This is a genomic window from Metasolibacillus fluoroglycofenilyticus, from assembly GCF_003049645.1.
In the GTDB taxonomy this organism is placed as follows: Bacteria; Bacillota; Bacilli; order Bacillales_A; family Planococcaceae; genus Metasolibacillus; species Metasolibacillus fluoroglycofenilyticus.
In genome coordinates, this window is sequence record NZ_PYWK01000001.1 from 1,732,401 (window position 1) to 1,744,343 (window position 11,943).

At 38.7% G+C, this 11,943-nt stretch carries 8 protein-coding genes; 3 read left to right on the forward strand and 5 right to left on the reverse strand.

From position 1 onward, the window contains the following. Positions 1-217: 217 nt before the first annotated feature. Positions 218-1,384 (reverse strand): MFS transporter, encoded by a 1,167-nt coding sequence (locus tag C9J36_RS08090; RefSeq protein WP_107942766.1) that lies wholly within the window; start codon positions 1,382-1,384, stop codon positions 218-220. A gap of 180 nt (positions 1,385-1,564) precedes the next feature. Between C9J36_RS08090 and C9J36_RS08095 the strand changes: the two genes are divergently transcribed. Beyond that, the gene (locus tag C9J36_RS08095; RefSeq protein WP_066163003.1) at positions 1,565-3,169 is read left to right on the forward strand and encodes an ABC-F family ATP-binding cassette domain-containing protein; all 1,605 of its coding nucleotides are present in this window, start codon (positions 1,565-1,567) and stop codon (positions 3,167-3,169) included. A gap of 778 nt (positions 3,170-3,947) precedes the next feature. Here the strand turns inward: C9J36_RS08095 and C9J36_RS08100 are convergent. Then, positions 3,948-6,638: a putative Ig domain-containing protein gene (locus tag C9J36_RS08100; RefSeq protein WP_107942767.1), complete on the reverse strand. Its 2,691-nt coding sequence runs from the start codon at positions 6,636-6,638 to the stop codon at positions 3,948-3,950. A 598-nt stretch (positions 6,639-7,236) separates the two neighbouring features. Here C9J36_RS08100 and C9J36_RS08105 point away from each other — a divergent pair. Further along, complete coding sequence (locus C9J36_RS08105; protein ID WP_107942768.1) at positions 7,237-8,823, forward strand: catalase; 1,587 nt, start codon at positions 7,237-7,239, stop codon at positions 8,821-8,823. Between the two features lie 372 nt (positions 8,824-9,195). Here the strand turns inward: C9J36_RS08105 and C9J36_RS08110 are convergent, their stop codons facing one another. Further along, the gene (locus tag C9J36_RS08110; protein ID WP_107942769.1) at positions 9,196-10,041 is read right to left on the reverse strand and encodes an MBL fold metallo-hydrolase; all 846 of its coding nucleotides are present in this window, start codon (positions 10,039-10,041) and stop codon (positions 9,196-9,198) included. Between the two features lie 231 nt (positions 10,042-10,272). Continuing rightward, positions 10,273-10,473, reverse strand: a complete 201-nt coding sequence (locus C9J36_RS08115) for a cold-shock protein (protein ID WP_004225195.1) — start codon at positions 10,471-10,473, stop codon at positions 10,273-10,275. Between the two features lie 259 nt (positions 10,474-10,732). On the opposite strand from C9J36_RS08115, the gene C9J36_RS08120 reads away from it, so the two are divergent. Further along, a complete protein-coding gene (locus tag C9J36_RS08120; protein WP_107942770.1) occupies positions 10,733-11,335 on the forward strand; it encodes a hypothetical protein in 603 nt (200 codons plus the stop codon). Positions 11,336-11,580: 245 nt separating this feature from the next. On the opposite strand, the gene C9J36_RS08125 is transcribed toward C9J36_RS08120, so the two are convergent. Next, complete coding sequence (locus tag C9J36_RS08125; protein ID WP_004230088.1) at positions 11,581-11,781, reverse strand: cold-shock protein; 201 nt, start codon at positions 11,779-11,781, stop codon at positions 11,581-11,583. Between the last annotated feature and the right edge of the window lie 162 nt (positions 11,782-11,943).

Consider the following 11,943-nt stretch of genomic DNA (forward strand, 5'->3'; position numbering starts at 1 on the left):
CCCCTTATTCACATATACTATAACCTTAACCGAAAATAGGCTTTATGAAAAGTGGTGCAGCAGTTCACTTTTCATAAAGAGATTTGCCCTTATATTAGGAGGGATTTTTAAACAATTGATTTAGAGCCTTTTCGGTGTAGTAGTATCTTAATTCGCCGGATACTTTAGCCAAGCATCGTATTGGTTACGAGCGATTTATGGCGTTCTTAGAATAAAATTAAGCTTTATTGTTTCTTTTGTTTATTGCAAAAACAGTAAGTAATAATGCAGCGATTAAAATGATATAAATGGCTTTCGTATACAAATGACTTCGTGTTATATCGTAAATGAAGCCGATTAATAAAGGGATGATTGCACTCATCATAAAGCCCCCTGACATTACCATCGAGCTCCATGCATTTGCCTCCTCATTATTACGCGCTTCATTTAATGGAAGTGTTAATGCGAGTGGAAATAAACCACCTAGTGTCACTCCTAACAGCATCGCCCCTCCCCAAATCGCACTATTTGTACTGATAAATAAGCAGCTAGCCCCAATACCACCGACTGCTAGTAATATAAATAGCCAAAAAATCGTGCTTGGATATTTCGCGAGTGCGCTCGGCAATAGCGCATTGGTTGTTAGTTGAACGAGTGACATCACTGTTAAAACGGCCCCTGCTGTGACAATTGAAAATCCATGTGCTATCGCAACAGGCGCTAGCCAAGTTGTTAGTGAAAAGAATAGTGATGCTTGCAAACCAAAAAATAATAATAAAAGCCACGCTTTTTTTGTCTTCCACGGATTACGAATTTCTAACGACAGTGCAGCAAATAACGTTGCTCCCTCATCCCGCTTTATCGCAAATAACCAAAAAACGATTGCGATAATAGCAAGGATGCCCCAAATACCTAAAGCGATTGGCCATTCCTCGAAATATTTATAAAAAACAGCAGTAAAGCCTGCGCTTAATGCTGCCCCTGCCCCCATCGCCAAGGAATAAATGCTCACAACTGCAGCTACCTTATGCGGAAAGTATAATTTAATAAAGGTATTGAGCATCGGGCTAATAATGGCAATGGCGAAGCCGACTAGCAAGCTTGTTATAAGTAACATGCTGTAGCTTGCTGCAAACATACGAATAAATGTCGCAACACCAATTAAGGCAACGAGCATAGTAACCGCTAAACGATAGTCAAAGCGCCTTTGCATAGGTACGGCAAGCGGTGCAAATAATCCCATACAGAAAATAGGAATTGCCGTTAATAAGCTTACCTGTGTGCTTGAAATAGATAAATCCGTGCGAATGCTATTCAATACTGGTCCAATTGATGTAATCGAAGGGCGCAAATTTAATGCTACGATAAAAATCGCAATGATAATCAAAACATCTTTCCACTTCACTCAAATTCCTCATTTCCTTAACGACTCTCTTAGTAAGTTAAGCATAAACTTTACGTCATTTCTACTCGCTATCATTTTTACTTCTTCATTTCTTTTATTTCTAAGTTGCGTTATAATAGAAAGTATTGTGTACAAATAAGAGCATTATGCTCGCTGTTTAATTTGAAGGAGGAAGCTTACATGATTCAAGTAAGTGGTGTTGGTTTACGTTATGGCGATCGTAAACTATTTGAAGACGTAAATATTAAATTCACACCTGGGAACTGTTACGGTTTGATTGGTGCGAATGGTGCTGGAAAATCAACGTTTATAAAAATTTTAGCTGGTGATATCGAGCCGCAAGAAGGCCATGTATCAATGGGCAAGGACGAGCGTTTATCGGTATTAAAGCAAAATCATTTTGAATACGATGAATATACAGTTTTAGATACTGTCATTATGGGTAATAAACGCCTTTATGAAGTAATGAAGGAAAAAGACGCTATTTATGCAAAGGAAGAGTTTTCAGATGAAGATGGCATGCGTGCTGCGGAACTTGAAGGTGAATTTGCAGAAATGAATGGTTGGGTAGCGGAATCAGATGCGGCAACGCTATTAAATGGCTTAGGCATCGGTGACGATATTCACTATTCAAAAATGGCTGACTTAGAAGGTGCTGAAAAGGTCAAAGTGTTACTTGCACAAGCATTGTTCGGTGAGCCAGATGTATTATTACTTGACGAGCCGACCAACCACCTTGACTTAAAGGCAATTCAATGGCTAGAGGAATTTTTAATTAACTTTGAGCATACAGTTATCGTCGTCTCGCATGACCGTCATTTCTTAAATAAAGTATGTACGCATATTGCAGACCTTGACTTTGGTAAAATCCAATTATACGTTGGTAACTATGATTTCTGGTATGAATCAAGTCAACTAGCTCAAAAAATGATGTCCGATCAAAATGCGAAAAAAGAAGAAAAAATTAAAGAATTAAAAGAGTTTATCGCTCGTTTCTCTGCAAACGCATCGAAATCGAAGCAAGCAACTTCACGTAAAAAAATGTTAGATAAAATCGAGTTAGATGATATTCGTCCATCTAGCCGAAAATATCCATTTATCAACTTCCAAATCGGACGCGACATCGGCAATGATGTGCTAACGGTTGAAGGGCTTTCTGCTTCCTTGGACGGTGAAATATTATTCAAAGACCTTCGTTTCTCAATGAATAAAGAGGACAAAATTGTCTTCCTAGGTAGCCCAAATGCCAAAACGGCATTATTTGATATTTTAACAGAAAATGCGGAGCCAGAAAGCGGTACATTCAAATGGGGTGTCACAACATCTCAAAGCTATTTTGAAAACGACCATGATAAATACTTCACTGGTACTGAAAAAACATTGGTTGATTGGTTACGCCAATACTCACCAGAGGACGAAACGGAAAGCTTCTTACGCGGCTTCCTAGGTCGTATGCTATTCTCAGGTGAAGAAGTGAAAAAATCCCCTTCTGTTTTATCAGGAGGCGAAAAAGTTCGTTGTATGCTATCAAAAATGATGCTAGCTAACTCTAATGTATTAATTTTAGATGAGCCGACGAACCATTTAGACCTTGAGTCTATTCAAGCGCTAAACGAAGGTTTAATTCGCTTTAAAGGGGCTATGTTATTCACATCACATGACCACCAATTCATCCAAACAATTGCCAACCGCGTAATTGAAATTCGCGAAGATGGGTCAATTTTAGATAAGCAATTAACATACGACGAATTCCTTGAATGGAAAGATAGCCAAGGTTTAAACTAGTCCATCTATTCATATGATAATCGCTCAAAACATTGATATAACGGCTTTTTTAAACAATTGATAATTTATTTACTATCCAAACACCTCTATATAAAATCGTTCTATTTGGGGACGAATTGGGGAGATTTTAGGGCATATCAAACGGGCAGTTATAAGGTAAAAAAGGCTTCTCTCTCAATGGAGAAGTCTTTTTTCATGACAACAATTTCAAAAGATATCTTCCATCGTCATATTGGGTATTCGCCATTATAGTTGGGAAACCTCCCCTTCAATCTCCTTTTTAGCCAATTATAAGCATCTATAAATTCTGGATAGATAAACTCGGGCTTCCCTATCAAACAACTTTCATCCGGTATTTCCTTCCATTTATCCTCTGAATGTTGATTAGTGTTAACCTAAAATTATCACGTCCTGTGAGAACGGTTAACTGACCTGCATCACGTAGGCTTCCTTCTAAATTTGTGACATCCACCGAAAGCTTTCGATGTGGGCCACTCAGTCGTTATCTCAGATTGCGATGTTCTTAGACTGAGTTCCTATGATTCATTCTGACACCTATAGAGACGGGAGTCTTCTGTACCTGTCGCCTTACTATCGGTACAAATAAAATTTATCGCTACGCTTGCCGCACAAAAAACATTGCTGAAAGAAGCTAAAAAACCAAAATGTTGGGCAATGTCCTACATAAATGAAACTGTAGAAGTGACACCACCAGAAGTCTTGCATTGTATTTTGCCCAAAAAAACTTGAAAGAAACATCCTTTCAAGTTTTTTCTTTTTACTGTTTTTGCATAATCCGATATAAAAATGCGACAAACTGCGCTCTTGTGACAGGCTCGTTTGGTCTGAAATAGCCGCTATCACCGAGTGTAATTCCTTCGCGCTCTAGCGTCGCAATATAACCAGCACTCCAATGGGAGCTAGCCACATCTGCAAAGGAACTTGTGCCTTCTGGTGTTAGGTCAAGCACGCCAACAAGCACTTTGGCTAATTGCGCTCTCGTCATTTTCTCTGCTGGGAGAAACGCACCATTTGCCCCGTCTATAATGCCTGCTTGTTGCAATGTTTGGATTGCCTCATAATAAGGGTGTGTGGACGGTACATCCGAGAAACCATCTGCTTCTCTCACTGCATCTAGTGAAAATACTCTTGTTAGTAACACTGCCACATGCATACGACTAATCGGAGCATTCGGACGGAAAGTACCATCTTCAAAGCCTTGGATAATACCAATGGCTGTCAGTTCCTCAATCATCTCTTTTGCCCAATGTCTTTCTACATCATGAAATGGCACGATTGACTTTGGTGGCTGTGAGGGTTCAGGTTCCTCTATAGGTATTGCTGTCCATTTTGCATAGAGCGAAATATTTTCTCGCAAAATCGTTTCCTCTACCCATCGTTTTGTCAATGCCTCATCTTGATACCAACCTTCAAAGCGATAGCCCTCCCTTATTGGCACAGGTAAATCGCCAACTTTTGTATGAGAGCTTATGTCGATTGGTGCTATCGCTGTGCCACCGTTCGTATGCAATGTAATAGTTAACGCATTGACTGCTGTTCCTGTTGAACCTGGTACATCAATAGTCGAATTATTACCATGCACCATTTTTATAGTAACTGTAATTACTTCCTCATCTGTTAATGAGCCATCACTCACCTTTACTGTAAAGGTATACTCTTTCAAGCTTTGAGTTGTTGATGGTGTCCATGTAAACACACCTGTCGTTGCGTCAATGCTTGCTCCTGTTGGTGCACCTACTAAGCTGTAGGTTAATGAATTTTCGGGTAAATCAACATCCGTTGCGCTTGCTGTAAACGTAAGCAAGCTTCCTTCATCTACTGTTTTATTGCCGATAGCTGCTAGCACGGGCGCTGTGTTTACTTCATTAACTGTAACAGTAATACTTTCTTCGTCTGTTAACGCTCCATCACTTACTCGTACTGTGAATGTGTAACTGGCTGGACCTTGTGCTTCTGTCGGTGCCCATGTAAACACACCTGTCATTGCATTGATGCTTGCTCCCGTTGGTGCACCTACTAAGCTGTAGGTTAATGAATTTTCGGGTAAATCAGCATCCGTTGCGCTTGCCGTAAACGTAAGCAAGCTTTCTTCATCTACGGTTTTATTGCTGATTGCCGCTAGTAAGGGCGCTGTGTTTACTTCATTAACTGTAACAATAATACTTTCTTCGTCTGTTAACGCTCCATCATTTACTACTACAGTAAATGTATAGCTTCCCGGACCTTGTGCTTCTGTTGGTGTCCATGTAAACATACCTGTCATTGCGTTGATAATTGCTCCCGTTGGTGCAGCCACTAAGCTGTAGGTCAATACAGCAGAATCTGAATCTGTTGCTGTCGCTGTAAAAGTAAGAGAAGTTCCTTCGTTGACCGTTTTATTGCCAATTGAGGCTAGTACGGGCGCTGCGTTTACTTCATTCACTGTAACAGTAATAGTTTCTGAATCTGTTAACGTCCCATCACTTACTCGTACTGCAAAGGTATAGCTTCCTGGACCTTGTGCTTCTGTCGGTGTCCATGTAAACATACCTGTCATTGCATTGATGCTTGCTCCTGCTGGTGCACCTACTAAGCTGTAGGTTAATGAATTTTCGGGTAAATCAACATCCATCGCGCTTGCCGTAAACGTAAGCATGCTTTCTTCATCTACCGTTTTATTGCCAATTGCAGCTAGTATGGGCGCTGCGTTTACTTCATTCACTGTAACAGTAATACTTTCTGAATCTGTTAACGTCCCATCACTTACTCGTACTGCAAAGGTATAGCTTCCTGGACCTTGTGCTTCTGTCGGTGTCCATGTAAACACACCTGTCATTGCATTGATGCTTGCTCCTGTTGGTGCACCTAGTAAGCTGTACGTTAATGAATTTTCCGGTAAATCAACATCCGTTGCGCTTGCTGTAAACGTAAGCAAGCTTCCTTCATCTACTGTTTTATTGCCGATAGCTGCTAGCACGGGCGCTGTGTTTACTTCATTCACTGTAACAGTAATACTTTCTTCGTCTGTTAGCATCCCATCACTTACTCGTACTGCAAAGGTATAGCTTCCTGGACCTTGTGCTTCTGTCGGTGTCCATGTAAACACACCTGTCGTTGCGTCGATGCTTGCTCCCATTGGTGCACCCACTAAACTGTAGGTTAATACAGCAGAATCTAAATCTGTTGCTGTCGCTGTAAAAGTAAGAGGAGTTCCTTCGTTGACCGTTTTATTGCCGATTGCGGCTAGCATGGGCGCTGTATTCACTGGCACTGCGGCGTATTCGATTTCAAGCTTTGGATTAATTAGAGCTAATTGTCCTACTATAGGATTTTTCATCATTTTTCCCTCATAATAAGATTGATTAGCAAAATTTTCAATTGCCCTTGCTGGTAAACTACCAAATAACGTTTGCATAAACAAGACTGCAATCGCTATAGGAACGAGGGTTGGCTTTGTTTTTCGTTGCATACGTGTTGTTCCTTTCGATTGATTTTGTTTTTACATGGATAGATTATACAGAGCAAAGGTTAAAATTAGGTTAAAAAAGTTTAATTTTTTATTTCGGAAAAATGATTGTGGAAGGTTATGAGAAGGAAATAATGGCTATTTCTTTTTCGTTTACACTTGATTTATATTTTGACAAAAATACTTCTGTTGGAAAACGCAGCTCAAGCGGATTTTGTTTCCTTTTCATAAAAATGTGCCTCCCTAATTCGATCTATTTGTTGAATGGCAAGACTAACCTGTGTAAATGACTTTATTAGCTATCTAAACAACTTTATTATTTAAAAACAGTTTTTCCCCTTTTAAAATACTCCCTTCTCAAATGTCTAGCTCATGTTTCAGAAGCTTGATTAATTTTTTCATTCACATTAAAATTCATTGAATGGAGTCCTCTCTGTAGATGTGCAAGTCAATTTTCCGATTGACACTTAGGCATCATACAGGAGGGGTTTTTTTCAAGTCCCCGAAAATATTTCTAACAAGAATGCTCCTTTTTATTCGTATGTCTAGTTTGTCCCAATAATGGACAATATAAAATTACTTACTAGAAAGGAGTTATATGATGACTAAACAAAACGATTCGAAACATCAGCAAGATACAACTTTAACAAATCGGCAAGGGCATCCTATTACGAACAATCAAAATTTACGAACTGTTGGTAATCGTGGTCCTGCTACACTTGAAAATTACGATTTTTTAGAGAAACTTAGTCATTTTGACCGCGAAAAAATTCCAGAACGTGTAGTGCATGCTCGTGGTGCTGGCGCACATGGTTATTTTGAAACATATGGTGTCGTTGGTGATGAGCCCATTTCTAAATATACACGTGCAAAAGTCTTTCAAGACAAGGGGAAGAAAACACCAGTATTTGTTCGTTTCTCAACTGTAATTCATGGAGGTCATTCCCCTGAAACATTGCGAGACCCAAGAGGCTTTGCGGTAAAATTTTATACGGAGGATGGCAACTGGGATTTAGTCGGTAATAATTTAAAAATCTTCTTTATTCGTGATGCCATCAAGTTTCCAGATATGATTCATGCCTTTAAGCCTGACCCTATTACAAATATTCAAAGTGTGGAACGCTTTTTTGATTTTTGTGCGAGCTCTCCAGAGACCTTCCATATGGTTACATTGGTATACTCACCTTGGGGCATTCCAGCGAATTATCGAATGATGCAAGGCTCTGGTGTAAACACTTATAAATGGGTAAATAGTGAAGGAAATGCTGTGCTTGTGAAATATCATTGGGAGCCACTTCAAGGCATTAAAAATTTAACACAAAAAGAGGCAGAAGAAATTCAAAAGAATAATTTCAATCATGCGACACAGGATTTATATGATGCGATAGAACGCGGAGAATATCCTGAATGGGAGCTCTATATTCAAATTATGGAGGACGGTCCACACCCCGAGCTTGATTTTGATCCATTGGACGATACTAAACTTTGGCCAAATGACCAATTCCCGTGGCATCTCGTTGGCAAAATGGTATTAAATAAAAATCCTGAAGATTATTTTGCTGAGGTAGAGCAGGCCACTTTTGGCACTGGTGTACTTGTCGACGGCTTAGATTTTTCTGATGATAAAATGTTGCAAGGTCGCACATTCTCCTATTCTGATACACAGCGCCATCGCGTAGGGGCAAACTATTTACAACTTCCGATTAATGCACCGAAAAAGCATGTTGCAACAAATCAAGCCGGGGGGCAAATGATGTATAAACGCGATTTAGCACCTGGGCAAAATCCACATATTAATTATGAGCCTTCTATGTTAAATGGCTTAAAGGAAGCAACACAAAACGGTAAAGAGTATACGCCATATATCGAAGGAAATCTTGTTCGTGAATCAATTGACCGTCAAAACAATACAAAGCAAGCTGGTGAAACCTATCGCAACTTTGAGCAATGGGAACGCGATGAGCTGCTTGCAAATTTAATACGTGATTTATCGGTCTGTCATATTGATATTCAAAATGCCATGATTGCCTTAGCAGAGGAAGCTGATGAGGAATACGGTCGTTTGCTGAAAGATGGCTTGCATAATGCACAAAACAATTCTAGTTCTTCAAAACCGCTTGGCAATATAGCAGGCACTAAAGCCCCAGAAGATGCGATTGATAAAGGTCATAATGCAGCGCCTTATTAAACCCTGCCTATCGAGCTAAGGTTGATATTATCCGTTTTAGTAGTCTAAGCTTACAAACCCTTATTTTATTTGTCTAACTTAGTGTAGACTAATCAATACTTTGATACTTTGCATAACAAACCAGCATAATAGGAGCTGTCCAAAAAGCCGTGCATAGCCGGCATTTTGGACAGTAGCGATGATGTTTCATAAAATATTGATTCATATAAACAGAGAACGCCTCCTTTAAAAATGGGATGAACATTGGCTTTAGCAGTGTTATCCCTCAGTAAAAGGGAAGCGATGAAAACATTGATTTCAATGTGGTGTCAAAACAAAATGGACTTTTCGGTCAGCTCCTTTTCAGCTTGTATACAGGAATGTGTTACGGCTTCAATTCACATATTTCCCTTCATTCGGTAAGGCAATTTCCTCAAAATTATTTACAAGCTTTTTAAGATTTTCTGTAAGCTCCATACCTTTCATCGGCAAACCATGACCTGTAATCGCTACAGCAGGCTTTAATGCCTCTAGCTTTTCAATAGATGCCCGAGCAGCTTGCCAATCCGTTGTTAAATAACGCGGTGGGCCACTAATTTCTTTTTGCTGTGTCAAAACTTTATAAAGCGACTCTTGCTTAACTGTTACAAATGCATCGCCAGCTAATAAAGCTCTGTCGCTCTCTCGAAACAATGATATATGCCCTGGTGCATGCCCTGGCGTATGAATCCAGCGAAAATCTGGCATAAATGGAATCGTGCCGTCAGCAGGAATAGCTTGAATATAGTTCCCTAATTGAATGGCTTCAGTCGGAAAAATAGGCGACATTTTTGCAACTAGCCCACTATCGACAGTAGGGTCAGGTGCTGGATAATTCTGCTTTCCAGTTAAATAAGGCATTTCCAATGGATGTGCATAGACGGGAACATCCCAATGCTTAACTAATTCGATAATTCCCCCAACATGATCAAAATGTCCATGTGTTAAAATGATTGCTTTCGGTCGGGCATTAAAGCCAAAGCGATTTTCAACAACAGAAATTATTTCATCGGCACTTTTAGGCATCCCCGCATCAATTAACACAAACTCATTTGTACTTGGATTGCTATAAAGCACAATATTAACAATTTGAATCGTATACTGATATAAATCAGCCAATACTTCAATACCTATACCACTCCCAACAGAAGTCGCAGGAATAAATTGATAATCCTCACCATACCTTAAATTTTTATCCATAAAATCCCCCCTTTAATTTGTAGGAATCAGCCTCTTACATATCATCTTTTTCATTCACTTAAATATTAAATTATCCTGTTTATAATCATTTATACTTAGAAGCATTTTAATATTTAGGATATAAATGAAATAAAAAAATCCGAGCTATTACGAAACCTTAACTTAAAGTTTCGCATCATAGTTCGGATTTTTATTTAGCTAGAACGTTTTGGTTCTAGCCTATTTTCGCAATTAAAGTTTTACGATGTTAGCAGCTTGTGGTCCGCGTTGACCTTCTTCTACTGTGAATTCAACTTTTTGACCTTCTTCAAGTGATTTGAAGCCTTCACCTTGAATAGCTGAGAAGTGAGCGAATACGTCTTGACCGCCTTCTACTTCGATGAATCCAAAACCTTTTTCTGCGTTAAACCATTTTACTGTACCTTGTGTCATTTAGATGACCTCCATTAATTGTATTCAATAAAATCTTATTACTCGAAAAAAAATCACATATTACAAAAAGTAACTATCAAAACACGATTACCCTTTGTAATATGTGATTTCATATCTTCTTTTACAATTGACTTTATTAATTATTAGTATACAATAAAAAAAATCATTTATCAAGTGTAAAACAGAATTTATTTCTAATATGTTTACATCAAACATAAAAATGGTAAAGTATAAAAAAATCCAAAAGGAAGTGAAAAAAATGCGTTACTTCTTTTTGCTATGTACGGTGTTGTTTTTAGCAAGCTGTACGAATGATTTACCAACGTCTGAAAATCCACCTGCGGAAGATCAAGCAAATGAATTACAGTTATTTTTTAAAGAGGATGGCTCAACAGCCTTTTTCGAAGGCGAGGGCAATGAATTTGCTAGCTATACAGAGCAAACCTTTTGGCTCAACTCGAACTATGTGCATGTTCGCGTTGATAATGGCGGTGCAATTATGAATAAAGTTTATCGCATAACTAACGAGGCCATTGAATTAGTTTTTCGTGAGGTAGAGGGTGTAGCACAATTTGACCTTGCTGCACTTGATACGTACCCTGTTTTAGCGACAATTTTAAAAGTGCCAATTGAGGTAGGACAATCTGAGGACAAATGGACGATTAGAGCCATCGATGCACAGGTTGATACACCGTATAAAATGTTCGACAATGCAATTATTATTATTACAGAGGATGAAAACTCAACTGAAACAAATTATTATATCCGCGGATATGGATTAGTAAAGAGCGTAACAGAAATGATGAATGGAGACGAGGTGTATACTGTTTCTTCAACTTTAAGGCAGCTAAAAATGGAATGAAAAATGAGCAGTTGTGCGAAAAAGCTGAAAGAATTAGGAGTCAATAGAAATACGGCTTTCGCTTATTCATTATAAACTTGAAAGGGTAACAGATGTTCAAATCGAGCAAACATTATATTTCGGTTTTGCGAAATTGTTGCAAGCATTGGTTATCCCTTTCTTTTATCATACTTTACAGGTTGAAAAAAGCACTTCCTGTTATAGGAAGTGCTTTGGATTAACGAGTTTAAGTTTAATTCTAAGAATTAAAGTTTAGTTACGTTAGCAGCTTGTGGTCCGCGGTTGCCATCTACAACTTCGAATTCCACTTTTTGACCTTCGTCAAGAGTTTTAAAACCTTCGCCTTGGATTGCTGAGAAGTGTACGAATACATCGTTTTCGCCTTCTACTTCGATGAATCCGAAGCCTTTTTCTGAGTTAAACCATTTTACTGTACCTTGTTTCATTTGAGAAAACCTCCAAAAAATAAAGTGAACAATATGGAATTGTTTACCGAAATAAAAATTCACATATTACAAAGAGTACCGTCATTTACACCGATCACTCTTTGTAATATGTGAATCCATTGTATCCGGTCAAACAATTTTATTGTTATTTAAAGTATACCA

Excerpts from the sequence above, each read along its gene's own strand:
- C9J36_RS08105 (WP_107942768.1), top strand. The coding sequence starts at position 7,237 with ATGACTAAACAAAACGATTCGAAACATCAGCAAGATACAACTTTAACA.
- C9J36_RS08100 (WP_107942767.1), bottom strand. The coding sequence starts at position 6,638 with ATGCAACGAAAAACAAAGCCAACCCTCGTTCCTATAGCGATTGCAGTC.
- C9J36_RS08115 (WP_004225195.1), bottom strand. The coding sequence starts at position 10,473 with ATGACACAAGGTACAGTAAAATGGTTTAACGCAGAAAAAGGTTTTGGA.
- C9J36_RS08095 (WP_066163003.1), top strand. The coding sequence starts at position 1,565 with ATGATTCAAGTAAGTGGTGTTGGTTTACGTTATGGCGATCGTAAACTA.
- C9J36_RS08120 (WP_107942770.1), top strand. The coding sequence starts at position 10,733 with ATGCGTTACTTCTTTTTGCTATGTACGGTGTTGTTTTTAGCAAGCTGT.
- C9J36_RS08110 (WP_107942769.1), bottom strand. The coding sequence starts at position 10,041 with ATGGATAAAAATTTAAGGTATGGTGAGGATTATCAATTTATTCCTGCG.
- C9J36_RS08125 (WP_004230088.1), bottom strand. The coding sequence starts at position 11,781 with ATGAAACAAGGTACAGTAAAATGGTTTAACTCAGAAAAAGGCTTCGGA.